Genomic DNA, 22,759 nt, shown 5'->3' with positions numbered 1-22,759 from the left:
TGCCCGTTTTCGTGTCAGGACAATGCCCCAACAAGCTTGCGGCAGGCTTGCGAGGGAGGAGGGGCCGAATGCAGCCACGCGGATCGGTCGCCTGCGGGGCGCAAGCTGATCTTCTCCGCCGTCTTGCCGCTTCTTTGCCCGTCTGTCACGATCGCGCTGCCACCGGGAGGGAGGGTCGATGGATAGCTTCTCCGAAAGCTATGCCGAGGCGCGCGGCAAATTCCTCGCCGCCTGCACCGAGGTCGGGGCGCGGGTGACCAGCTATCCGCGCGACGGGCTGTCGGGCGAGGCCGGCGAGCCGCTTGCGACCGACGTCGCCTGCCTCGGACCCGAGGCGTCGGCGCGCGCCGCGATCGTCATCTGCGGCACGCATGGCTCGGAGGCCTTTTCCGCTTCGGCGATCCTGACCCGCTGGCTGCAATCGCGCGATGGCAATGCGCAGGGCGTCCGGCTGGTACTCGTGCACGCCATCAATCCCTGGGCGTTCTCGCACCGCACGCGCACGGACGAGAACAATGTCGACATCAACCGCAACTTCCTGGCCGCCGATGTCGGCCCGGCATCCGAGAACCCAGCCTATGACGCGGTCGTCCACCTCTTGCACGCCGACCCGTCGAACGCGGCGGGCGCGCTTGAGCTGCACCGAACGTACAGGGCCTATTTCGAAGCGCATGGCTGGGCGCTGGAAGGAGAGATATGGCAGGGGCAGTGGCATCGGCCCGAAGGCTTGATGTATGGCGGCCAGGCTCCGAGCTGGTCGAATGTCACATTCCGCCGCATCCTGCGCGAACATCTTTCCCGAGCGACCACGATCGGCTTCCTCGACTGGCACACGGGAATCGGCCAGTTCGGCGAGATCGTGCACCTGATCTTCGACGCGCCCGAAGGCATGGAACACCGCGCGGCAGCCGGCTGGTGGGGGCTCGCGGCGAAGGAGGACGGTGCCTTCAAAACGGGTGCCAAACCGAAATACCGCGGACTGCTCTGCCAGGCGATCCGCCAGGAGCGACCGGATGCACGGATCGCCGGCGGAGTGATCGAGTTCGGCACGGCCGACGACTATCAGATCTTCCGCGGCGATTTGATCGACCGCTGGCTACGCTTCGAGGGGCGCGACCATCCCGATGCAAGGGCGCTTCGCGACGCCCATGTCGACATCTGTTGCCCGCGCGACATCTCCTGGCGCAGGCTGGTGGAGACACGCGGACCGACCCTGATGGACCAGTTGCTGGCCGGAGTTGCGGAATGGTGAGCTGGAGCAGGTTGCAATTCGACTGGGCCGGCCAATGTCCCCAAACTAAGGGTTGCGCAGGAGCATGATCGGTGCCCTGTCGGCAAGCGAACTGTGAAGGAGCTTCCGGGGAAGCCGATCATCTCGGTCCAGTTCACATCTGTTTCCTTGGTTGGGTGAAACGGCCGCGCATTTGTCAGCCGGCGAAGCCGCCTTCATCGAGAAAGCATTGCTCCTCAGGCCGCATGGCGCGGCCGAGGATCGGATTGCGGTGCGGGAAGCGCCCGAACCGCCTGACGATGTCGCGGTGGTGTTCGGCGCGCTCAAGGTTTGGTCCGCCGGTCTCGCCGGCCAGCGCCACCGAGCGATCCTGGTCGGCGAGGCTCTCGGAATGGGCGAAGGGCAACCTCAAGAACAACTGCCACGTCGGGTGCACGTCGTTCTGGAAACCCGCATCGATGGCGTCGGCCGCGACGCGGCGGGCCTTCTCGTCGGTCGCATACATGCGCGGCGAGCCGCGAAAGGCATTGCGTGGAAACTGGTCGAGCAGCACCAGCAGCGCCAGGGCGCCGTATGGCGGCGCCGCCCAGCCGTCGCAGTCGCCGCGCGCCGCCGCCTCGTGCAGCGGCAGGAAACGGTCGCGAAAGACGCGGTCGAACTCCGTGTCCTTGGCGAACCATGCGATGGGGCCCACCAGCCACCAGAAGTCGATGACTTCGGCGGCTTCGTGCGGCACATTTTCGAGCGCGGACGAACCGGCCCGGTCCTGGATCACGATCGCTGCCATGGTCATGCCGCCCTCTCGGTGCCGGCCATCGCCGACCAGTCCTGAGCCTTTGCCCAGTCGGCGAACGAGGTTGGTTTGATCGGCAGCATGCCGATCGTGTCGGCGATCTCGACGGCGAACAGCATCGAGCGCTGCCGGTGCACCCAGGCGTAATTGGCGGCGACCTGTTCGGCCGCTTCCTTGCCCAGCATCGCGGTGAGGCCCGTGGCAAAGTCCGCCAGCGGCACCGGATAGTACTCGATGTGGCGGCCGACAATGTCGGACAGAACATCGCCAATCTGCTGTCCGGTCAGCGCCTCGGGGCCGCCAATGTCGAAACTCGCGCCGGCAAGCTCCGGCCGGCGCATTGCCTCAACCACATAGGCCGCCATGTCTTCCCATGAGATCCAGGAGGTACGAAAGTCCGACGGCATCGGATAGGCGAACACGCCACGGTGGACGATCGCAGGCGCGCTCCAGGGCGCGGCGATGTTGCTCATGTAAAGCGTCGGCTTGAGGACGATCGATGGCAGGCCGGAAGCCTTCAAACGGTCGATGAGTTCGACCTTGGCGTCCATCAGCGCCGTGCCGGAATGCCTGGAAACATGACCGCTGGTGTTGAACACCACAAGCTGACGTCCGCTGCCTGCGCCGCATCGATCATATTGCGGCCGTAGCGGAGAATTTCCTTGGGGCTGGCGTTGAGTGGCAGCGTCAGCGCCACCGCATCGACGCCGAGGCAGGCGAGGCCGACACGGTCGGCATCGGCAGGGTCGCCGCGCACGATGTTGACGCCGTCGCCAAACGGGTCGGGCGAGCCTTTGCGCAAAAGGACGCGCACGGTGGCGCCCGCCACGCGGCAAGCTTGCACGATGGCTGATCCCTGGGCGCCGCCGGCGCAGGTGACCAGAATTGAACTGGGGAAATCAGACATGAGTTTGCTCCTCGGTCGCGAGGTGGTTCCAAGCGGCGGGCGAGCCCGCCGCTTGGAAGTCGGATGTCGACCGTGTCGGCCGACTTTGTTGTCAGCGGCCCCAGATGCCCTGCCCATAACCCGGTGCGGGGATATCGAAGCTCGAATTTCCCTTCTGGGCCGCTGCGCTGTCGGCAGTGCCGATGCTCGCCGTGCCGCTCAGGTCGACCGAGTAGGCGCCTTCGGACGTCATCGAATGGTGACCGGCGTTCGGATAGCTGCCGGCGCCAGGGATGTAGTCCGTGCCATAGTTGTCGCTGCCGGCAAAAGCCATGCCGGAGGCAAACAGGAAGGTGGCAGTGGTAAGAACGATCTTCTTCATTTCAATTCTCCATCCTTGAGAGTTAAACATCAGACCTCAACGCGCCGCCCGCACCGCGTTGACGAGGCCCTCTTTCTTCATGCTCTAGGCGAAACCGACCAATCGCTATCCTTCCTGGATCCGCGTCGGCAGGTTGTTCAGCGCACGCTGTCTTGGTGTTCGTGCGCTGTTCTGAGGGCTGCTTCACAGCAGCCGAAATGGTGGCTGTTGCCGGTCAACCGTCGCGTGGTGGACTTGGCCTCTGGCGTCTCATTGCGGCAAGCGTGTCCACGCGCCGGTCATCGGCGGAAACATGATGCAGGCCTCATGCGCGACAGCCTCGTCGCGCAGGCGGTCGGCAAGGTCGTCGATGCCGATATCCGCCGCAGTGGTGATGCCCATCCTCTCCAGAGCGGGAATGAGGCTTCTGACGGTTTGCGCCATGTACTCATAGCCTGGCGACTCTGCACCGCCTTCGACGCGCGCGCCGGAGATCATCTGCGGAATGGGCAAGCCGGCAGCGAGATAGGTCGAAAACAGTTTGCCGCCCATGTCCGTCTCGAAACCTGTCCGCGCGAAGGCCCGAACGATCCAACTCAACGCCTGCGTGAAAAGTGGCGTTGCCGGAAGGCTTCGTGCGTATGGCATCGACATCTCCTGGAACGCGACAATGCCACCTGGGCGCAAGAAGCCTGCCAGACGGCGCAGCGTCTCAGCCGGTTCGGGCAAATACATCAGGACCAGCCGCCCGATGATCGCGTCGAACTTCCGCTCCGGAACGAAGCTTGCAAGATCGGCCGAGGCGAAGCGCACCCAGTAGCATTGTCCCGCTTCGACGGCGCGCCGTTCGGCGGCCTCGACCGCATCCTGCGACCGGTCGATGCCCAGCACCGACCCGCTCGGGCCAACCAATTGCCCGGCAAGCAGAGAAACGTCGCCAACGCCACAGCCAAGGTCGAGCACGTGCATGCCTTGCTTCAGTCCGGCCCGGCGCAGCACATCCTCGGTCAGGTCACGCACGAAGTCGCCCTGCAGATGCAGCCGTTTGAATTCGCCTTCGGAATAGCCGAGCGTATACTGTCTGGTATCAAGGGTTTCGGTCCGGCCGTCTGGCCGGCGTTCGACAAAGCTGGTGTGCACTGCCCCGTCTCCTCAACAATCGGTTTCGTGCTGAGGGCTGTCGATATCGCTCGGGTCCGTACGACCGGGCGGAGCCTCATGCTCCACCTCGCCCAGAACATGTCCTGGGCCGGTACCGGGTCCGAGTTGCTTTGATATCTGCCGCCCCGCAACGGCACGGGACCAAAAATCCCGCCGACGATCTAACGCGATCAACGTGGTCGCAGGATCAGGGAGCCGCGTTTAAGCGAGCGTGGTAGGCAGCGTGGTAAGAACGACCGCAAATGTGGTATTTTGCGTTGAAAGCAACCGGGGAGCGGGGGTACGCAGCCGGGGGCGTAATGTCATCGCACATTCAGATCTGCCTTCTGGGTGAATTGCGTATCGTCTCGGACGGACGCCAGCTCGCCCTGCCGCCGTCCAAGAAGACGCGCGCGCTGCTGGCCTATCTGGCGCTGACCGGTCGCCCGCACCGGCGCGAGCGATTGTGCGAGATTTTTTGGGAGCTGCCCGACGATCCGCGCGGATCGCTGAGATGGGCGCTGAGCAAGATCCGTGCCCTGGTCGACGTGCCCGGCTCCGCGCAACTGAGCGCCGATCGTGAACGAGTCTCCTTGGTCCAGGACTCGGCGATGGTGGACTATGTCGAAATCGTCCGCCGACTGCAGGCTTCTTCGCCGCCCGCCACACTCGATGAACTGCACGAAATGGGGAAGCTTCTGGCGCTGCCTTTGCTCGACGGGCTCGATCTGCCGCAGCTTGACGCCTACCAGGCCTGGCTCGCGGCCGAGCGCGAGGAGGCCCTGCAACTCCGTCTCGGTCTGCTGGAGCGCATCACGCTTCACCCCGAAACCAGCGACCGCGACGCAATCAAATGGCTGCGCCAGTGGCAAAGCGCGGACCCGACTTCGGAACAGGCCGCCGGCATCCTGGTTCGAACGCTCCGGCGGCTCGGCCGCGGCGACGAAGCCGCCGGGGTGATGAGCAATTACCAGCGCATGGCCAGGGATACCGGGTTGCTGGCGGTCGACGATGTATCGGAAGCGGGTCCCCCGCCCTCCGCGGCGGAGACGGCAACACCGGAGCACAGTTTTCTGAAGCGCCAGTCGATCGGCTTTTGCCAGGCGGCAGATGGAGTACGTATCGCCTACGCCACCGTGGGCTCGGGACCGCCACTGGTCAAAGCCGCCAACTGGCTCAATCACCTCGAACTCGACTGGCAGAGTCTGATTTGGAGCAAGACTTTCCAGGCGCTGTCCGACGGACGTACGTTTATCCGCTATGATGAACGCGGCAACGGCCTTTCCGACTGGGAGGTGGACGACATCAGCTTCGAGGCGTTTGTCCGCGACCTCGAAACCGTCGCCGACGCGTTACGACTGGAGCGTTTCCCGCTGCTCGGCATGTCGCAAGGCTGCGCGGTATCGATCGCCTATGCCGTGCGTCATCCCGAGCGGGTCTCTGCGCTTGTTTTGGTGGGAGGCTACGCTGCAGGCTGGCGCATTGGCTGCTCGGCGGAAGAGCAGGAGCGGCGTCGGGCGGTGATGACCTTGACCAAGCTCGGCTGGGGCACCAACAATCCCGCATATCGCCATATCTTCTCGCAGACTTTCATGCCCGATGGCACCTCGGACGAACTTGCCTGGTTCGACGAATTCCAACGCCAGACCACCTCGCCGGACAACGCCGTTCGGTTCCAGGATGCATTCGGCGATATCGACGTGCGCGACCAGTTGGCGCAGCTGCGCGCGCCTACCCTGGTGCTGCACGCCCGACACGATCAGCGCATAGCGCTCGATCAAGGCCGGGAACTTGCCATCGGCATCCCGAATGCCCGCTTCGTCGTGCTGGAGAGCCGGAGCCACATCATTCTGGGCCACGAACCCGCCTGGCCTGTATTCATGGACGAGGTCCAACGGTTCCTCGCGGAGAGAGTACGGCATAAGAAGGTCAATTTCAGAGCAGATTGGGCAGCTCCGATTTCCGCGTGCCCCTTGCGGCCTCCTTCTGGACGTACTCTGGCTGTCTGCCGATAACCTCAACTCTTATTTTAGAAAGTATTAATCTGTTAACGAGGCTGCCTCGCTTGGGACCAAATTGGGCAGTTTAGAAACCGCTCATTAACTCGCCCCGCTCATCCTGAAATCCACGCACTGGAGACGTTGATTGTGAAACGCGATGTCGCCCTGATCGCATTTTTGCTGTCGTTTGCCTGCCCGTTTGCCGCGCAGGCAGGGACGACCATGGAAACCAAGGGCAAGGCGTTCGCGCCGCCCGCCTTCTATTCGTTCTGCAGCCGCCAACCCGGCCTGTGCAGTACCGCCGGCGGAAAGAAGGTCGTTGAGCTGCAGGCCAAACTCAGCTCGGAATTGAAGCAGGTGAACCAATCGGTCAATTCACGCATCACGGAGCTCAGCGATCGTGTCGCTGTCGGCAAGGACGACGACTGGCGCGTGCCGACCGTCTCTGGCGATTGCGAAGATATCGCGATCCTGAAGAAGCTTGAACTGATGAGGCGCGGCTGGCCGGCTTCGGCGCTCCTGTTGACCGTGGCAAGCTATGGCGGCGATGGGCACACGGTGCTGACGGTGCGCACCAGTGAGGGCGACCTGGTGCTCGACAATCTCACGAACTCCGTCCGTGACTGGTCCAGCACTCCCTACAGCTACTTCGCCCGGCAGGCGCAGGGGAATGGCAAACGCTGGGAGCGGATCGGCGGCGCCAAGCCTATTCGGACGACCGCAACGGGCGGCTGAAAATTTCCCAGGTCGAAGCTTAGCGTTACGGCGGAATTCCGCTGCTATTCGGGTCCTCGCTTCTGCACGATCAAGTCTAAGCGCTCGCGGTCGGAGCGTTCGCGCTCGTCGCGTCGGCGCACGTCCTTGTAGGCGCGCTCGACCATGTTGGTGCGCGCGGTCGCCGTGGCGATCAGCGCGGCCTCCCGTTTGGCGCTCTCCAGGCTCGCCTCCTGGCGAACCAGCGCATTGGCGATGCGGCGATGGTAGAGGTCGGGAAACAGGCCGGCGAGCGACTGGTCGGCGTCGAAACGCTCGACCAGTTCCTTGGCTTCGGCTTCGGCGGCAGCGGCGGCCGTCAGGAATGTCGCGTGACGGGTCTCGTGCAACGCCTTCAGCTGCTCCTGCACCTTGACCAGTTTCCTGAGGCGGTCCTTGCGCGTGGTCATCTGCCTACCGGGCGAGCGTCAGGTCGACAAAACCGTCGACGAACAGCGATAGCATGGTGCCGATGGCGAAATAGAAGATGATCAGCCCGCCGGCGATGACGAAGGGCAGCGAGATGAAATAGACCGGGATCTGCGGCGTCAGCTTGTTGACGAAGCCGATCGTCAGATTGACGAGGATGGCATAGGCGACGAAGGGGCTGCCGAGGCGGATGACCAGGAAGAAAGCGTCCGACACGGTGTCGGTGACATCGACGAGCGCTGCCTGCGGGTTGAAGAAGACATTGACCGGCGCGACCGTGTAGGAGGCGACCAGGGCGCGCACGATCTCGTGGTCGAAATCGAAGACGAACAGCAGGAGCAGCGCCGAGAACGAGATGATGGCGGCAAGGGCCGCCTGTGGCTCCGCCTCCTCGATAGCCGGCCCGCCGGTGCCGCCATAGCCGATCAGCATGGCGATGGCCGCACCCATGAAGCGCAGCGCTTCCATGTAGAGCCTGGTCATGGCGCCGATCAGTCCGCCGACCAGCAATTCCGAGACTATCATCGGCGCCAGGATCTGCGGGCGCGGATCGACGAAGGGATAGATGCGGTCCCAGAGGAAGGCGAGCAGGCCGCCGGTGGCGGCGACCGCCACGAACAGCCGGACCTGGATCGGCACGCGGGCGCTGGACAGGCCGGGCATCAGCATGAAGCAGGCGCCGATGCGGCAGAAGGCGAGGAAGGCGGCGATCACGACGCCTTGCGAGAGCGCGCTCACGATATGGTCCCGAGCACCTTGATCTCGACGCCCTTGGCGATTTCGACGTGGCTCAGCACCGGTAGCGTGGTGAACAGGCGCTCGATGATCATGCGCACATAGGGACGCGCATCCGGCGCGGTGACCAGCACAAAGCGCTCGCCTGCCTCGAGATGCTTGCGGATCGCCTTGGTCGCATCCTGGCCGAATTCCTCGAGCTGGCGCGGGTCGATGTCGAATTCCCGCACCTCGCCCTTGGCGTCGCGCTTGAGGCTCTGGTGGAAGGCGAGGTCCCAGCGGTTGCCGAGCCGCAGCACCTTGAGCACGCCGCCTTCGGAGAGGTCGCCGCAGATCTGCTGCGCCATGCGGATGCGGACATGCTCGACGATCTGCTCGGTGCGGCGCACATGCGGGGCGATCTCGGCGATGGCCTCTATGATCAGGTGCAGATTACGGATCGAGACGCGTTCGGCCAGCAAGAGCTTCAGCACCGCCTGCAGACCCGGATAGGAAATATGCGTGGTGCAGATCTCGTCGGCGAGCTTGCGGTATTCGGGATCCTGGCGTTCGAGCAGCGCCTTCATGTCCTTGTAGGACAGAAGCTGCGGCAGGTTGTTGCGGATGACCTCGGAGAGGTGCGTGAGCAGCACCGACATGTTGTCGGCGAAGGTGTAGTTCTCGCGCTTCAGATCCTCGGCGAAGGTTTCGAGCACCGAGAAGGCGCGCATGCCGAAGGCCGGCTCGCGGATCTCCTCGCCGGGAAGTTCCGGCACGTCGCGGGTGCCGAGCAGCACCATGATCTCGCCGACGCGCATCTGGTATTCGGCGACCACGGTGCCGTGGACCTTGATCTGGTAGCTCTTCGGCGGAATGGCGAAATCGTCGGCGACGCGCACTTCCGGCACGACGAAGCCGTATTGCGTGGCAAACTTCTTGCGCATCTTCCCCATGCGGAAGACCAGCTCCTGATGCGACACCAGCAGCCTTGTCGAAAGCTGCTTGCCGATCAGCAGCTCGATCTCGGCGGTGGCGAGCGATGCCTTGACCGAATTCTTCTCTTCCTCGGCCTTGTTCGCCTTCTCCTGGTTCTTCACCGCCTCGGCGGCGGCGACGGCACGGTTGTGGCGCAGCGGGATGATGTAGCCGAGAGCGGCCATGCCGCCGGCAAGGGCAAAGAACGGGAACAGCGGCAGGCCCGGCATCAGGCCGAGAATGACGAGCAGCGACGCCGCGACGTAGAGCGCGCGCGGATGGGCGCCGAGCTGGCCGAACACCGCCTGGTTGGTCGAACCGCGCGTGCCGCCCTTGGAGACCAGAAGGCCGGCGGCGAGCGAGACGATCAGCGCCGGGATCTGAGTGACGAGGCCGTCGCCGACGGAGAGCTTGATGAACACATCGGCGGCCTGGCCCATGCCCATGTCGTGGCGGATGTAGCCGATGGCAATGCCGCCGACGATGTTGATGGCGGTGATGATGAGGCCGGCGATGGCATCGCCGCGGACGAATTTCGAGGCGCCGTCCATCGAGCCGAAGAAGGAGGATTCCTCCTCCAGTTCGCGGCGGCGCAGCTGCGCCGTCTTTTCGTCGATCATGCCGGCCGAAAGGTCGGCATCGATCGACATCTGCTTGCCGGGAATGGCGTCGAGGGTGAAGCGCGCGCCAACTTCTGCGATACGGGTAGCGCCCTTGGTGATGACGATGAAGTTCACCACGATCAGGATCAGGAAGACGATGAGGCCGATGACGAAATCGCTGGCCATCACCAGTCGGGAGAAACCGGCAATGACATAGCCGGCGGCATGCGTGCCCTCATTGCCGTTCGACAGGATCATGCGCGTGGTGGCGATGTTGAGCGACAGCCTGAGCATGGTGGCGATCAGGAGCACGGTCGGGAAGGAGGAAAAATCGAGCGGGCGCTGGATCCACAGCGCCACCATCAGGATCAGCACCGACAGCGCGATCGAGAAGGCAAGGCCGATATCGATGAGGAAGGCCGGGATCGGCAGGAACAGCACGGCCAGGATGATGACGATGCCGATCGCGAAGAAGACGTCGCGGCCGTTCTTGGCAACGGTGCCGGCTGCAATGCTTTCGCTGATCGCCATAATCGTCCTCAAATCATAAGCCTGCCGCGCGCGACAGCCTTGTGAGCCTAGCTGGCCAAGCTTGCGCGAGGGTGGGAGAATGCGCCCTGAGACAAGGGGGGAATCGCATGCTCCTGATCATTGGCACGGTCCGTTTGCCGCCGGACAAGCTCGCTGAGGCAAGACCGGCCATGCAGCGGATGATCTCCGCCAGCCGCGCCGAGCCCGGCTGCATCGAATATTCCTATGCGCAGGATGTCCTCGACGCAGGGCTCATCCACGTCTCCGAAGTCTGGAGCGATCGGGCCGCGCTCGACGCGCATTTCAGGTCGGCGCACATTGCGGACTGGCGTGCAAGCTGGGCGACGCTCGGTATCGGCGATCGCAATCTGATGCTCTACGAGGCAGGCGATGCCAAGCCGACCTGATCAATCAAAGGCAATTTCGGTGATGCTGGCTCCGCGCTAAGTTCGGGGTGCAAAGGTTGCCGCGCCGGTGCCAAAATGGCGCCACAAGCAGTCGGCATTGCGGTTGCCACGCAGTGTTGCCGGGCGTATCAGGCGGCAGCTTTCCACCTCTTGCTCTACGGCGAGCCGTTCCGGTGCTTTCCAGAAACGAACCTCAAGTCTATGCCCGCCGGCTTCGCGCGGTGCTGATCAGATCGATCCCGCTGCTCGAGGCGCGCGGTATCGTGATCGTCGTCCTGGCGGGTGTCGTGGGCGTGATGGCGGGCGTGCTGGTCACGGCAATGAGCCAGATGGTGCAGGGCATGCATGGGCTGTTGTTCGGGGTCCAGCCGGGCGGCCGGCTGTCGGCGATGTTTTCCTTGTCCGACCCGGTTCAGGCAGCGATACCGGCGATCGGCGGCTTCCTGCTCGGCCTGTCGGTGATCTGGCTGCGAAAGCGAAAGTTCCGCACCCCGGTCGATCCGATCGAGGCCAACGCGCTTTACGGTGTACGCATGTCGCTCACCGACACTTTCATCATTGCCGGGCAGACGATCATCTCGAGCGGCTTCGGCGCTTCGGTAGGGCTGGAGGCCGGCTACACGCAGGTCGGCTCCGGGCTGGCATCGCGGCTGGCGCGCGCCTTGAGGCTGCGTCGCAATGACGTCCGCATCCTGGTCGGCTGCGGCGCGGCAGGCGCGATCGCCGCCGCCTTCGACGCACCGCTGACGGGAGCCTTCTACGGGTTCGAGCTGGTCATCGGCATCTATTCGGTCGCCAATGTCGCGCCGGTGATGACCGCCGCGATCTGCGCTTCGCTGACCGCCGAGGTCTTTGGCGGCGTGCCCTTTCCGCTGGAGCTTGCCGGCCTGCCGGCACTCACCGCCAGCCAGTACCTGCCGTTCCTGCTGCTCGGGCTTTTGGGTGGCGCCGCCTCCATCGCCATCATGCATCTGGTCAGCCTCATCGAGCGCGGCTTTGCCAGGCTCTCGATCGACGCCTCGCTGCGGCCCTTCATCGGCGGCATTCTCGTCGGACTGCTGGGGCTGGTCACGCCGCAGGTCCTGTCGAGCGGTCATGGCGCGCTGCATCGCGAATTCGCGATGAACTACGGCATCGCCGTCGTCGCCAGCGTCTTCGTGCTGAAGCTGGCGGCGTCGGCGATCTCACTGGGATCGGGCTTTCGCGGCGGCCTGTTCTTCGCCTCGCTGTTCCTCGGCGCGCTGCTCGGTAAGATCTTCGCCGGGGTGATGGCCGTCGCCTCACCGGCAACCGGTATCGATCCGGCCGTCGCCGCCGTCGTCGGCATGACCTCGCTTGCGGTCGGCGTCGTCGGTGGGCCTCTGACCATGACGTTCCTGGCGCTGGAATCGACGCGCGACCTGACGCTGACCGGCGTCGTGCTGGCGGCCTCGATCATGGCGGCGATCCTGGTGCGCGAAACCTTCGGCTATTCGTTCTCGACCTGGCGCTTCCATTTGCGCGGCGAGACGATCCGCAGCGCGCACGACGTCGGCTGGATGCGCAGCCTCACCGTCGGCTCGATGATGCGCAAGGATGTGCGGACCATCGACGCTGCGACGACGCTGGCCGACTTCCGCAAGGAAGTGCCGCTTGGCTCGGCGCAGCGCGTCATCGCCGTCGACGAGGGCCGGCACTATGTCGGCGTGCTGATCGTGGCCGAACTGCACAGCGAACTGTCCAACGGCGAGACGCCGGTACGGACGCTTGCCCAGTTCAAGGATGCGGTGCTGGTGCCGACCATGAACGTCCAGTCGGCGGCCGAAACTTTCCAGCGCGCCGGCGCCGAGGAACTGGCCGTGGTCGAGGACTTCGCCGACCGCGTCGTGCTCGGCCTTTTGACCGAAAGCCATCTGATGCGGCGCTATGCCGAAGAACTCGACAAGGCGCGGCGGGATCTGTCGGGCGAGGGGTAGGTCCCGCGCGAACGAGTTTAGTGTTCGATCGGCCCCTTCGCCATCACCAGCGCGGTGCCGGCGGTCGTCGGCCGCTCGATCATGCGCCGGACGTGAGGCGGCTCGCTGCCGCTGTGCAGCGCCCGTATGCGCTCGCCGATGACGGCGTCGGCATGGGTGGCGCGCCTGTTGTGGCGGATGTATTCGAGCCAGGTCGGCGTGTGGTAGTGCTCGATCCAGATCGCCGGGTTTTCGAGGTCGCGCGCCAATGTCCAGTTGCGGGCGCCGTCGCGGCGGCGGATGCGGCCGCGCTCGGCCATGGTGGCGAGGAACTCCGGAACGTCCTCGTCACGGATGATGTACTCGATCATGATGGCGATCGGACCGCTGCGCGGCTTGAGGTCGAGCCCGAGATGCGGCTCCTTGAAGCGGTTGAGCGGGTCGAGATTGAGCACTGCCTGCTGCGGCAAAGGCAGCAGCAGGCCGATGGCGCCGCCCGCCAGCATGGCGACGCTTGCCGCGATCAGCGCGGTCTCGGCGCCATGCGCGTCGGCGACGACGCCCCAGATCCAGCTGCCCAGCGCGATGCCGCCGAAGGTCGCCGTCTGGTAGACCGAGAGCACCCGGCCGACCACCCAGCGCGGCGTCGACATCTGCACCGTGACGTTGAAATGCGACAGCGCGATCACCCAGCAGGCGCCGCCGACGAGCAGTCCGAGCGCGGTCTGCCAGGCGTGGTCGCTGATGGCGGCGTTGAAAGCGCAGACGGCGAAGCCGGCAAAAGCCATGCGCACCATCGTCTCGCTCGACAGCAACTGCCGCAGCCGCACGCTGATCAGTGCCCCGCCAACCGCGCCGATGCCGAAGGCGCCGAGCATGATGCCATAGGTCAGGGCGTCGCCCTTGACGACATCGCGCGCCACCAGCGGCAGCAAGGCGAGCACCGCGCCAGCGCTGAAGCCGAAGGCAAAACCCCTGACCAGGACTTTGCCGATGTTGGGCGACATGGCTACATAGCGCAGGCCGGCGCCCATCGCCGCTCCCAGCGTCTCGCGCGGCAGCGTCGACACCGGCAGATCCGGCTTCCAGCGAAACAGCACGATGATCAGGCCGACATAGCTCAATGCGTTGGCGGCGAAGGCGGCGGCAGCACCCGCCGCGGCGACGATGATGCCGCCAATCGCCGGGCCGACGCTGCGCGTCAGATTGAAGCCCAGTGAGTTCAACGCGACGGCCGCCGGCAGCTTGGCGCGGGGCACCATATCGCCGACCGAGGCCTGCCATGACGGATTGTTCAGCGCCGTGCCGCTGTCGATCAGGAAGGTGAAGGCAAGCAGCGTCCACGGCGTGATCAGGCCGAGGTAAGTGAAGACGGTCAGGAGCACCGAGGCGAGCAGCATGAAGGTCTGGGCGACCAGCATGACCTTGCGACGGTCGAAGCTGTCGGCGATGGCGCCGGCAACCAGCGCAAACAGCATGATCGGCAAGGTGGTCGAGGCCTGGACGAGCGCGACCTGGTAGGACGAGGTGGCGATCGAGGTCATCATCCAGGCGGCACCGACGCCCTGGATCAGGCCACCGAAATTCGACACCAGGCTGGCCGACCATACTGCCCGGAAAATGCCGTGCCGGAAGGGCGCCAGCGCCGAGACGCGTTCGCCGCCCGGCTCGTCATCTATCACCAATGCTGTCCCGCCTGATTACGTCCGTACCCCTCACCGTCATGCCACCCATGGAGGTAGAGCACGGCAGCGCGGGAGGCGAACACCACTTCGAAAAAGACCATGGTCCAACAACAGGATAGCACGGCAAAAATACGTCGGGACGCAACTAATCCAAAGGTCTTGGCGGTCTGGACCAATTTACGCCCGATCCGCGTCCCTGGCCGCTGCGTGCAGTGCCTCGGTGAGGTTGCCCGTCGTCTCACCGCCGGCATGGAGGCGCAGGAAGAGTTCCATGCCGACAAGCCTCAGCCTCGAGGCCACGTCACGCCTGGCCAGCCCGACGAAATCGTCGATGGAAGCGGCAGGCCATTTCATGGCGTCGCGCAAGAATCCGCCACGCAGCAGGCCATGAGTGCCAGCGGTGAAGTGCGGCGAGATCTCGAAGCCGACCTTGGGTGCATGAATGTTTTCGCGCGGGATGTGCTTTTCGGCGACCTTCTTCAAAAGCCATTTTCCGGTCTTGTCGCGATATTTGTGGCGCCTCGGCAGGTGGATCGCATAGTCGATCAACCGGTTTTCGAGGAACGGAACCCTGAGTTCCACCGAGGCCGCCATGCTCAGCCGGTCGTGCCGGTGCAGCAGGTCCTGCAAATGCGAGTACATGTCGAAGAAGCAGCTTCCCAGGAAAGCGCGGTCGGTCAGTGGCGTCACCGGCTGAAGCCGGTCGAAGATTTCAGGCTGCAGGAAATTCAGGTCCGGCGACAAGGCCCGCAGGACCGCATTGTGGCTCCAGCCCCCGCCATGGCCGATCGACCTGCTGAATGGCGCCTGGCGAAGGCGTTGGAATTTCCGCTCCAGCCAGCGCTTCGAGCGAAACAGCCGCGCCGGCCAGGACCACGCGCGCCAGGCTCTCATGCTTGAGGCCTGCCACGCGTAGCCGCCAAAAAGCTCGTCGGAGCCTTCGCCGGTGAGCAGGACCTTGACGCCGTCGGCGTGACACTGTTCGGCCATCGCCAAAAGCCCGACATGGCTTGCATGCCAGCCGTCGCTTTCGAGATGCCAGATCACTTTCGGCCAAAGCTCGAAGAACCGGTTCCTGTCGACCGGCACCCGGCGCAGGCTGATGCCGACATGACGGCCCGTCCGTTCGGCGTTCCCGGCCTCGCTGTGGCCGAGAAGGGGGTCGACGACATAGCCGTGGATTTCCGGCCTGAACCGCTTCGCCAGCGCGGTGATCAGGCCGGAATCGACCCCGCCGCTGCAGGCCGCGGCGATGCTGGTGTCGGCAATGCAATGAAGCTCGACGCTGTCTTCGATCAGCGCCTGGAGCGTTGCCATGTGCTCCGCATCGGAGGCGGTATCGCCGGTGATGCGCGCCGTCTCCAGCGCATCGAGTACATGCCAGAAGCGCCGCCTCTCGATGCCGCCATCGGCGATTTTCCACAGGCCGGCGGGCGGCAGCCGCTCGATGCCCTCGAACAGGCTGTAGCTGGAGTCGCGGCTCTGCCAGGCGAGTCGTAAGGTGATCTCGCGCGCGTCGACGCGGCACGGGAAGCCCTCGCAGGCAAGGATCGCCTTGTCCTCCGACGCAAACAGGATCCGTCCATCCGTCTCGGCAACCGACATCGGCTTGATGCCGAGACGATCGCGGGCAAGCCACAACGCGCCGTCGCGGGCATCGAAATAGGCGAAGGAAAACATGCCGTCGAACAGCGGCACCGCCTTTTCGGGGCTCCAGTGGTGCAGGGCCTGCAGAACCACTTCCGCGTCGGAGACGGTACGAAAAACGCAGCCTTCCGTCTCTAGGACCTGGCGCAGCGTCCGGTAATTGTAGACCTCGCCATTATAGACCAGCACGCCCTGGCCACATGCGGTCAGCATCGGCTCGCGGGCGGCGGGCGAGGGGTCGATGATGGTAAGCCTGCGGTGACCCAAGGCGAGCCGCCCGCAACTCCAGCTGTCGTGGTCGTCCGGACCGCGATGCGCCAGAACCTGCATCATGCGGGCGATGTTAGACAGGTCGGCGGCGCCGATCGGGTCGCGCTTTCGCCAGACGCCGGCTATTCCGCACATGGCCTGCCGGCCGGTCTTGCCTGGTCCATGGTTTTCCGGGGATTCACCAAGACTGAGAACATCGGGGTCGGGCGTAGTCTGACCCGGTTCGCAATCTAGCCGGAACGCAGCACGCCGCAAGCTGTTGCAGGATTTCTGTTCCGAGCAGGAGCCGGGCCTAGTCTAGAAGCCGCTTTCGATGCGCTCGAAGATGACGTTGGTGAAGGCCGATATCTGGCCGCCGATAAACGGGCCCGTCAACGCCACCACCAGCATGATGGCGACGATCTTGGGCACGAAGGTGAGGGTGATTTCCTGGATCTGCGTCAAGGCCTGGATCAGGGCGATGCCGATGCCGACCGCCATCGCCACCAGCACGACGGGAGCGGATGCGGTCAGCACCGTCCACACCGCGTACTGGACGATATCGAGGGCGTCGGCCTCGTTCATGGCACTGGCCCAGCTAGAGTTCGTGACTAGCTGGCGGCTTTGACCGAGACGCCGGAGGTCACGGGAACTTCCGTCCCGTTCTCCAGCACCGCGATAAGACCGCTGCTGGCGAGGCGCACCGAGGCCACCGTGCCGGTTGTGTTGCCGTCGGCAGAGGTTATCGAACGGCCGATCAGGGCATCGGCCTGCGACAACGCCGAGGATTGCATGATCTGGTCGAGCTTGGTGTTGGTCTGCACCGATTGCTCGACCTGCGAGAAGGTGGCGAGCTGGGCGACATATTGCGTCGAATCCATCGGCTTGGTCGGATCCTGGTTCTTCATTTCGGCGATCAGCAGCTTCAGGAACGACTGGTAGTCGACCGCGGTCTTGGAGGTCGACGTGGTGGTCGAATTGGCGCCGGTCGGTATGGTTGTCGTCATGTCAACGGTCATTAGCATCGGGCTCCCACTGCCAGCAGGCGCGGCGCACCCGCAACATCGTCATTGCCGCCAAGCGCGCGGCGTTCGAGCGGATAAAGCGCCCGGATCGCCTTCAGCGCCTCATAGATATGGTCCTCGCCGACCATGCGGTCGATCTGCTTCAGCCCGCTGCAGATCCGTTCGTCCTCGAAACTCGCCAGCAGCATGGGCAGCGAGCGCCGGAACATGTCGCGTGCCTCGGAAGCCGCCTGCGGGTTCATCAGCATGACCTGCAAGATGAAATAGAGCTGCTTGAGCGGCGTCGATGCCTCGTCGGCCTGGATGACATGGCTTTCGAGCAGGAACTGCACGTCGTTCATTAGCTCGATGGCGACCTTGCGGTCGACGCGGATGACGGCGCCGTTGATGTAGATCTTCTCGTTCGGCTTCAGCGATATCTTCAGCGTGTTGGTCATTGAATGCCGTCCCGGATGATCTGGGACACTTCGATCAGGCCTTCGAAATTGTTGGTGCGGCCCTGGCGGATATCCTCGGCTTCGCGCAACAGCCACAGGCCGATGGAGATCAGGTTGGCGCGCAGTTCCTTGGGCAATGCATTGTCGCTCGAGCCGAGATCCTCGACAAAGGTTGTCCATACCCGGTTGGTGAAGTGCAGCGCCTCGGCTGCTTCCATCGAACCATGGCCGACGGCAGCCGCCGCTGCCAGCATGTCGATCGAGCGGGTGAGCAGCTGCCGCTCCCGGTCCTTCGCGTCGGCGACGGAGTCGGTCTGGATGTCGGCGTAGGAGAATTGGTACATCTTGGGAGCTCTGCCGTTCCGGTGGGTGGTTTCAGGTCAGGTAGTTCAACAGGCTGAGTTGCTGCAGGCGTGCCGTCAGTGCAAAGGACGTCTCGATATGCTGCGTCAGGTCGGCGACGCGGGTCGCGGCTTCGGCGGGATCGACGCCTACGAGGTCGATGATATGCTTCTCGAACAGATCGACCTGCGTTTTCATGCGATCGGTGGCGTCGGAGACGCGGTTCTGGGCGAGGCCGGCCTCGGACCGCACCTGGACAAGTCCGCCGATGGCCTCACCGACCAACGTTTGGGCGCGGCTGGTGACCGCAGTCCTCGCCGCCTGACTGATGGTGCTGCTGGAAAGCAGGTTGGTGACCATGGCCGATGCCATGGCGAGCTTGCGGATGCCTTCTTCATTGGCGCTGACTGAGGTTTCGGTGGTTTCGTTGAGCGCGATGCGGCTGGTGATCTGCTCATCGGTGGCGTTCGACCAAGTGCCTTGCCAGCCCGAGCCGAGGAACTGCGGCTCGACGCTGGTGGTGATGAAATCGTCCATCTGGGCAGCGGTGATGCTGGCCGCGGCTGGGTCGTCCTGCGCGAAGCCGAAATAGGCGACGAAGGAAGCGTCGAAGGCAGCTTTGGCCGGGGAGCCGGCCTCCGTGAAATCATCGATCGGCTTGACGTCGGTGTTGGTGCCGGCGAACAAATATTCGCCATTCACGCCGGTGTTGAGGATTCCCGTCATCTGCTGCAGCGCCGAGGCGCCGGCGGACTGCGTGATGCTGGTCGAGGAATCGCCGGATACGGCGCTGGTTAGGGCGGAGAGGAGATCCTGCGCGACATCGGAGAGCTGGCCAAGCGAATCCTGGGTCGATGTCAGCCGGGCGGCGACCAGCGCATTGGAATCGATGATGCCGTTCAGACGGTCGAGATCGCGCTGGAAGGTCACGGCCTGGGTCGTGCGTCCGCCAAGCGCCAGCCCGACATCGGCGACCTGACCGGTCGACGATTCCTTGGTCGCCTTGACGAGGTCGGCCTGCATGCGCATCTGCTGATAGCGCATGGCATTGGACATTGCAGCTGAGGAGACGGAAGTGGCTTTCATGGATTATCCCACGGCATCAAGCAGGGCTGACAGCATGTCGTCGACAGTCTTCATCATGCGCGCCGAGGCCTGATAGGTGTGTTCGAGATCGAGCAGCAGCGACATTTCCTGGTCGACATTGACGCCGGTGTCGTTAGACAGCGCCTCGGCCGTGCGTGTGGCCAGTGCTTCCTTGGCGTCGGCGGTCGTCGAGGCCTGCTGGCGCACGCTTTCGAACCAGCCGATGGCGTTGGCGGCATAGTCGGAGACGCTGGATGTCGTCGTGATGCCGGCGGTGGCATCGAAGGCCATCGGCTGGTCGAGCCTGTCGCCATAGGCGATCAAAAGGTCGGAATAGGATGAGCCGCTGGTGTTGAGGATATAGGCCGCGCCGTTGGCGCCGCCGTCGCGCAGCAGCGCCGGGTCGCCGCCGGCGCTCGGATCCATCGCCGTGTTGACGCTGATCGAGCTGGCAAGGCCATTGACCAGCGTGCCGGCCGCCGGCACGGCGGGCGCGCCGGACCAGGTGAACAGGCCGGCCGCATCGGATTGCGACGGCGCGGTTTCGGCAAAGGCGGTGATGAGACCGCGCGCGGTTTCGTCGAGCTGGCTCTGCATGGTTGCGGCGACGCTGTCGCGCAGCGTGATCAGGCCGGCGAGTTTGCCGACGGCGCTGGTGTTGTCGCCGGTGCCGGCGGAGACCGGCACGTTGTCGATATAGATGGTGTTGCCAGGGATGCCGGCGGTGTAGCCGGCCGATGGCGTGAAGCTCACCCAGCGCGGCACGGTCTCGAACAGCGTCGTGCCGTCGGTGGTGGTGATGACCATGTCGTTGTCGCCGCGCGTAAAGGTCGAGACGGGGACATATTCGGCAATCTTCTTCAGCAGCGCGTCGCGCTGGTCGAGCGCGTCGGACACGTCGGTGCCCGAACGGGTTCCGGAGATGACGGCCTTGTTGGCATCCTGGAACTGGCTGAGCAGCGAGTTGAGGTCATCGACGGCGGTGGCGATCTGGCTGTCGGTCTGGGTGCGGAAATCCTGGATCGCCGTGGTGCCGTCGTTCAGCGAGCGCACGACGTCCTTGGCTGCGTCGATGACGCTGGCGCCAAGATTCTGGTTGGACGGCGTCGTCGCGTAGAGCTGCAGCGCATTCTGCAGATTGGCGATCGCGGTCGAAGGCGAGGACGCGTTGTCGACGCCGTTTACGGCGAGATCCAGCTGGTCCATACCGCTGTAGAGCGCGCTCTGGCCGCTCCATGCCGAGAGCGCGCTGAGGTTCTGGCGAAACAGAAGGTCGTTGGCCGCCCGCTGGACCTCCACGGAACGGGCGCCGGGCGCCGTGCTGGTGATGACCGCGGTGCGGCGGGCGTAGTCCGAATTGGAGGCATCGGCGACGTTACGGGAGACGATGCTGGTCTGTTTCGACGTGGCCAGAAGCGACGACTGGGCGATGCTCAATGCGGAAGACAGCGACATGCGGCTCTTTCACGGGCGGGCGCCCGTCGTTTATCTCTTCAGGTTGACAAGGACGTCCATCAGGTCGGAGCCCGTCTGGAAGACTTTGGAATTGGCGGTGTAGCTGCGCTGCGCCGCGATCATGTTGGTCAGTTCCTCGGCGATATCGACGTTGGAATTCTCGAGTGCGCCGGAGACGATCGAGCCGAGCTTGCCTTCATTGGCGAAGCCGATGCGTACGGCGCCGGAGTCCGAACCCTGCGAATAGACATTGCCCGGCAATGCGGTGAGGCGATCGGGGCTTGTTACGTCAGCCAGCGGGATCTTGTAGAGCGGCTTGGTGGAGCCGTCCTCATATTGCGCGTAGATGACGCCATCCGAGCCGATATCGATCTTCTCGATGGTGCTCGGGGCGTTGCCGTTGACCGTCGCTTCGGAGACAGTGTAGCCGGTGCCGAGCTGGGTGAGCTTGGCCAGATCGAGGTTCATAGCCGCGCCGTTCGGCACGGTGAACGAGACGCTGTCGACGGCGCCGGTGAGCTTGCCGGTGGTGGTGTCGAAGGTCAGGTTGGCCGAGCCCAGCGCGCCACCCGTATAGGGGAACGAGGTGCCGGCGGTGGCCTGGGACTGATCGAAGACCGAGACCTCCCAGGTGCCGGTTCCGGTGTTGGTGAAATAGACGTCGAGCAGCACCTTGTTGCCGAGATTGTCGTAGGCCACCAGCGACGATTTCGAGGTGTATTCGGCCGTCGGGCCGTTGGTGGAGGGCAGGGCGCCGGAGGGCGGGGTGGAGTTCGCCGGCAGATTGCCGGTAAAGGTGCCCTCGGTGCTGGGCGTCGCTGTCATCTCCTGGTCGGAGATCTGCACCGGCACGAGGCCCTCGAAGCCGTTGGCGGTGGCGGCCGGCACGCCGTTGGCGTAGCTGTAGGCCATCAGTTGGTAGCCGGCGGCGTTGACCAGCTTGCCCTCGGCATCCGGAACGAAGGCGCCAGCGCGGGTGAGGAAGGGCGTTCCGCTCGGATCCTGAACGACAAAGAAGCCATCGCCATTGACGGCCAGGTCCGACACCGAGGTGGTGTACTGGAGCACGCCCTGGGCGCTGATCGAGGAGCGGATCGTCGTGGTGACGCCGCCCGAATTGTAGGCGCCGCCCGTGCTCGGCATCACCAGCGTCGAGAATTCGGCGGAGGAGCGCTTGTAGCCGGTGGTGTCTGAATTGGCGATGTTGTCGGCGACGGTGGACAGGCGGTTTGCCTGCGCGTTCATACCGGAAACGCCGGTCCGCATCATTCCGTAGAGGCTCATCGAAACGTCTCCTCAATCCCCGTTAAAGGGGAGCCCATGACAGTGGCTGCGAGCCTATGTGTTGTGTCTTGCGCGAGGCTGGCGCGGGCCGAGTGCGCAGGCATCAGAACACCAGCCGGTAGCCGAGGAAGCGCTTGGAATCGATCGGGTCGTGGCCGAGCTTTTCGCGCAGCTTCTTGCGCAGCTTGCTGATGTGGCTTTCCACCACGTTCTCCTCGACCTCCTCGTCGAAGATGCCGTAGATGGCGTTGAAGACCTGGGTCTTGGTGACGCGCCGTCCGCGATTGCTGGCCAAATATTCGAGGATGCGGCGCTCGCGGCGCGGCAAGGGCAGTGGTTGGCCGTTGATCTCGGGATCGCGGCCGTCCATGAAGATGCGCATCGAGCCGACCTCGGCATAGGGCGCGTCTTCCTGCGCGCGGCGGCGGATGGCGGTGATGCGCGCCAGGATCTCGCGGATGTGAACCGGCTTGCGGATGACGTCGTCGACGCCGCTCTCGAACAGACGCAGCGTGTTTTCGAGCGAGTGCTGCTCGCTTAGCGCAATGACCGGTGCGCCGGTGCGGTCGCGGATCTGGCGTGGAGAAATCGCACCTTCCCGACAGTCGCCGATGAGGAAGGCTCTGACCGAGCGCAGATCGGTATCTGCGGCAGAGCTGACCCACTCGCCGAACTCGCCCGGCGCGAAGCCGGCACTGGCGACGCCTTCGCGATCGAAAAGTGAGTTATAGCCTTCAGTTACGAGCTCACGCTCGTCAACGATCACGATCATCGGCCCGCCCTCCGAATCAGC

General features: G+C 64.3%; 23 protein-coding genes. 5 read left to right on the top strand and 18 right to left on the bottom strand.

The genetic code is table 11. The annotated features are described in order from the left end of the window. The first annotated feature begins 178 nt into the window (after positions 1–178). The gene (locus ACSQ3Z_RS21775; RefSeq protein ID WP_436173331.1) at positions 179–1,252 is read left to right on the top strand and encodes a DUF2817 domain-containing protein; all 1,074 of its coding nucleotides are present in this window, start codon (positions 179–181) and stop codon (positions 1,250–1,252) included. Positions 1,253–1,427: 175 nt separating this feature from the next. On the opposite strand, the gene ACSQ3Z_RS21770 is transcribed toward ACSQ3Z_RS21775, so the two are convergent. From ACSQ3Z_RS21770 to ACSQ3Z_RS21750, 5 genes are all read right to left on the bottom strand, one after another. Next, positions 1,428–2,024 (bottom strand): DUF924 family protein, encoded by a 597-nt coding sequence (locus ACSQ3Z_RS21770; RefSeq protein ID WP_436173330.1) that lies wholly within the window; start codon positions 2,022–2,024, stop codon positions 1,428–1,430. After that, positions 2,021–2,623 (bottom strand): SDR family oxidoreductase, encoded by a 603-nt coding sequence (locus tag ACSQ3Z_RS21765; RefSeq protein WP_436173329.1) that lies wholly within the window; start codon positions 2,621–2,623, stop codon positions 2,021–2,023. The genes ACSQ3Z_RS21770 and ACSQ3Z_RS21765 overlap by 4 nt, the downstream gene beginning before the upstream one ends. Then, entirely contained in the window at positions 2,575–2,931 is a 357-nt protein-coding gene (locus ACSQ3Z_RS21760; protein ID WP_436173328.1) for an NmrA family NAD(P)-binding protein, read from the bottom strand. The genes ACSQ3Z_RS21765 and ACSQ3Z_RS21760 overlap by 49 nt, the downstream gene beginning before the upstream one ends. Before the next feature lie 91 nt (positions 2,932–3,022). After that, the gene (locus tag ACSQ3Z_RS21755) at positions 3,023–3,292 is read right to left on the bottom strand and encodes a hypothetical protein (RefSeq protein WP_436173327.1); all 270 of its coding nucleotides are present in this window, start codon (positions 3,290–3,292) and stop codon (positions 3,023–3,025) included. Positions 3,293–3,541: 249 nt separating this feature from the next. After that, positions 3,542–4,411, bottom strand: a complete 870-nt coding sequence (locus ACSQ3Z_RS21750) for a class I SAM-dependent methyltransferase (protein WP_436173326.1) — start codon at positions 4,409–4,411, stop codon at positions 3,542–3,544. A gap of 320 nt (positions 4,412–4,731) precedes the next feature. Here ACSQ3Z_RS21750 and ACSQ3Z_RS21745 point away from each other — a divergent pair, with 320 nt between their 5' ends. Together ACSQ3Z_RS21745 and ACSQ3Z_RS21740 are read left to right on the top strand one after the other, a co-directional pair. Further along, a complete protein-coding gene (locus ACSQ3Z_RS21745; RefSeq protein WP_436173325.1) occupies positions 4,732–6,426 on the top strand; it encodes an alpha/beta fold hydrolase in 1,695 nt (564 codons plus the stop codon). A gap of 108 nt (positions 6,427–6,534) precedes the next feature. Next, positions 6,535–7,146, top strand: coding sequence for a transglutaminase-like cysteine peptidase (locus tag ACSQ3Z_RS21740; RefSeq protein WP_436173960.1), 612 nt, complete (start codon positions 6,535–6,537; stop codon positions 7,144–7,146). Between the two features lie 44 nt (positions 7,147–7,190). Here ACSQ3Z_RS21740 and ACSQ3Z_RS21735 read toward each other — a convergent pair whose 3' ends face one another. Genes ACSQ3Z_RS21735 through flhA form a run of 3 tightly spaced genes read right to left on the bottom strand, consistent with a single transcriptional unit; the run spans position 7,191 to position 10,415 of the window. Further along, complete coding sequence (locus tag ACSQ3Z_RS21735; RefSeq protein ID WP_436173324.1) at positions 7,191–7,574, bottom strand: hypothetical protein; 384 nt, start codon at positions 7,572–7,574, stop codon at positions 7,191–7,193. A 4-nt stretch (positions 7,575–7,578) separates the two neighbouring features. Then, positions 7,579–8,331, bottom strand: coding sequence for a flagellar biosynthetic protein FliR (fliR, locus tag ACSQ3Z_RS21730; protein ID WP_436173323.1), 753 nt, complete (start codon positions 8,329–8,331; stop codon positions 7,579–7,581). After that, complete coding sequence (gene flhA / locus ACSQ3Z_RS21725) at positions 8,328–10,415, bottom strand: flagellar biosynthesis protein FlhA (RefSeq protein WP_436173322.1); 2,088 nt, start codon at positions 10,413–10,415, stop codon at positions 8,328–8,330. The genes fliR and flhA overlap by 4 nt, the downstream gene beginning before the upstream one ends. A 107-nt stretch (positions 10,416–10,522) precedes the next feature. Between flhA and ACSQ3Z_RS21720 the strand changes: the two genes are divergently transcribed. Next, positions 10,523–10,822, top strand: a complete 300-nt coding sequence (locus ACSQ3Z_RS21720) for a putative quinol monooxygenase (protein WP_436173321.1) — start codon at positions 10,523–10,525, stop codon at positions 10,820–10,822. A 173-nt stretch (positions 10,823–10,995) separates the two neighbouring features. Continuing rightward, entirely contained in the window at positions 10,996–12,777 is a 1,782-nt protein-coding gene (locus ACSQ3Z_RS21715) for a chloride channel protein (RefSeq protein ID WP_436173320.1), read from the top strand. A gap of 17 nt (positions 12,778–12,794) precedes the next feature. On the opposite strand, the gene ACSQ3Z_RS21710 is transcribed toward ACSQ3Z_RS21715, so the two are convergent. The 10 genes from ACSQ3Z_RS21710 to ACSQ3Z_RS21665 form a co-directional block, all read right to left on the bottom strand. After that, entirely contained in the window at positions 12,795–14,438 is a 1,644-nt protein-coding gene (locus ACSQ3Z_RS21710) for an MFS transporter (RefSeq protein ID WP_436173319.1), read from the bottom strand. 180 nt (positions 14,439–14,618) lie between these two features. After that, positions 14,619–16,493 (bottom strand): asparagine synthase (glutamine-hydrolyzing), encoded by a 1,875-nt coding sequence (gene asnB / locus ACSQ3Z_RS21705; RefSeq protein WP_436173318.1) that lies wholly within the window; start codon positions 16,491–16,493, stop codon positions 14,619–14,621. A 162-nt stretch (positions 16,494–16,655) separates the two neighbouring features. Further along, complete coding sequence (gene fliQ / locus ACSQ3Z_RS21700; protein WP_006204067.1) at positions 16,656–16,922, bottom strand: flagellar biosynthesis protein FliQ; 267 nt, start codon at positions 16,920–16,922, stop codon at positions 16,656–16,658. Between the two features lie 26 nt (positions 16,923–16,948). Beyond that, positions 16,949–17,356, bottom strand: coding sequence for a flagellar hook assembly protein FlgD (gene flgD, locus ACSQ3Z_RS21695; RefSeq protein WP_436173317.1), 408 nt, complete (start codon positions 17,354–17,356; stop codon positions 16,949–16,951). Next, on the bottom strand, positions 17,356–17,799 hold the full coding sequence (gene flbT / locus ACSQ3Z_RS21690) for a flagellar biosynthesis repressor FlbT (protein WP_436173316.1): 444 nt from the start codon (positions 17,797–17,799) through the stop codon (positions 17,356–17,358). The genes flgD and flbT overlap by 1 nt, the downstream gene beginning before the upstream one ends. Next, positions 17,796–18,143, bottom strand: coding sequence for a flagellar biosynthesis regulator FlaF (gene flaF / locus ACSQ3Z_RS21685; protein WP_006204070.1), 348 nt, complete (start codon positions 18,141–18,143; stop codon positions 17,796–17,798). The genes flbT and flaF overlap by 4 nt, the downstream gene beginning before the upstream one ends. A 31-nt stretch (positions 18,144–18,174) precedes the next feature. Continuing rightward, the gene (locus tag ACSQ3Z_RS21680; protein ID WP_436173315.1) at positions 18,175–19,227 is read right to left on the bottom strand and encodes a flagellar hook-associated family protein; all 1,053 of its coding nucleotides are present in this window, start codon (positions 19,225–19,227) and stop codon (positions 18,175–18,177) included. 3 nt (positions 19,228–19,230) lie between these two features. Further along, complete coding sequence (gene flgK, locus ACSQ3Z_RS21675; protein WP_436173314.1) at positions 19,231–20,682, bottom strand: flagellar hook-associated protein FlgK; 1,452 nt, start codon at positions 20,680–20,682, stop codon at positions 19,231–19,233. Between the two features lie 30 nt (positions 20,683–20,712). Continuing rightward, positions 20,713–21,966: a flagellar hook protein FlgE gene (locus tag ACSQ3Z_RS21670; RefSeq protein ID WP_436173313.1), complete on the bottom strand. Its 1,254-nt coding sequence runs from the start codon at positions 21,964–21,966 to the stop codon at positions 20,713–20,715. A gap of 103 nt (positions 21,967–22,069) precedes the next feature. Further along, positions 22,070–22,738, bottom strand: a complete 669-nt coding sequence (locus ACSQ3Z_RS21665; protein WP_436173312.1) for a response regulator transcription factor — start codon at positions 22,736–22,738, stop codon at positions 22,070–22,072. Positions 22,739–22,759: the final 21 nt, after the last annotated feature.

Source organism: Mesorhizobium sp. LjNodule214 (assembly GCF_964252735.1).
GTDB lineage: Bacteria > Pseudomonadota > Alphaproteobacteria > Rhizobiales > Rhizobiaceae > Mesorhizobium.
The sequence above is the reverse complement of the archived record's forward strand: the minus strand, read 5'-3'. Positions and strand labels throughout refer to the sequence as shown.

What these genes read in the sequence shown, in the direction of transcription:
- ACSQ3Z_RS21775 (WP_436173331.1), top strand. Translation starts at nt 179, where the DNA reads ATGGATAGCTTCTCCGAAAGCTATGCCGAGGCGCGCGGCAAATTCCTC.
- ACSQ3Z_RS21770 (WP_436173330.1), bottom strand. Translation starts at nt 2,024, where the DNA reads ATGACCATGGCAGCGATCGTGATCCAGGACCGGGCCGGTTCGTCCGCG.
- ACSQ3Z_RS21760 (WP_436173328.1), bottom strand. Translation starts at nt 2,931, where the DNA reads ATGTCTGATTTCCCCAGTTCAATTCTGGTCACCTGCGCCGGCGGCGCC.
- ACSQ3Z_RS21755 (WP_436173327.1), bottom strand. Translation starts at nt 3,292, where the DNA reads ATGAAGAAGATCGTTCTTACCACTGCCACCTTCCTGTTTGCCTCCGGC.
- ACSQ3Z_RS21745 (WP_436173325.1), top strand. Translation starts at nt 4,732, where the DNA reads ATGTCATCGCACATTCAGATCTGCCTTCTGGGTGAATTGCGTATCGTC.
- ACSQ3Z_RS21735 (WP_436173324.1), bottom strand. Translation starts at nt 7,574, where the DNA reads ATGACCACGCGCAAGGACCGCCTCAGGAAACTGGTCAAGGTGCAGGAG.
- flhA (WP_436173322.1), bottom strand. Translation starts at nt 10,415, where the DNA reads ATGGCGATCAGCGAAAGCATTGCAGCCGGCACCGTTGCCAAGAACGGC.
- ACSQ3Z_RS21720 (WP_436173321.1), top strand. Translation starts at nt 10,523, where the DNA reads ATGCTCCTGATCATTGGCACGGTCCGTTTGCCGCCGGACAAGCTCGCT.
- asnB (WP_436173318.1), bottom strand. Translation starts at nt 16,493, where the DNA reads ATGTGCGGAATAGCCGGCGTCTGGCGAAAGCGCGACCCGATCGGCGCC.
- fliQ (WP_006204067.1), bottom strand. Translation starts at nt 16,922, where the DNA reads ATGAACGAGGCCGACGCCCTCGATATCGTCCAGTACGCGGTGTGGACG.
- flgD (WP_436173317.1), bottom strand. Translation starts at nt 17,356, where the DNA reads ATGACCGTTGACATGACGACAACCATACCGACCGGCGCCAATTCGACC.
- flbT (WP_436173316.1), bottom strand. Translation starts at nt 17,799, where the DNA reads ATGACCAACACGCTGAAGATATCGCTGAAGCCGAACGAGAAGATCTAC.
- flaF (WP_006204070.1), bottom strand. Translation starts at nt 18,143, where the DNA reads ATGTACCAATTCTCCTACGCCGACATCCAGACCGACTCCGTCGCCGAC.
- ACSQ3Z_RS21680 (WP_436173315.1), bottom strand. Translation starts at nt 19,227, where the DNA reads ATGAAAGCCACTTCCGTCTCCTCAGCTGCAATGTCCAATGCCATGCGC.
- flgK (WP_436173314.1), bottom strand. Translation starts at nt 20,682, where the DNA reads ATGTCGCTGTCTTCCGCATTGAGCATCGCCCAGTCGTCGCTTCTGGCC.
- ACSQ3Z_RS21670 (WP_436173313.1), bottom strand. Translation starts at nt 21,966, where the DNA reads ATGAGCCTCTACGGAATGATGCGGACCGGCGTTTCCGGTATGAACGCG.
- ACSQ3Z_RS21665 (WP_436173312.1), bottom strand. Translation starts at nt 22,738, where the DNA reads ATGATCGTGATCGTTGACGAGCGTGAGCTCGTAACTGAAGGCTATAAC.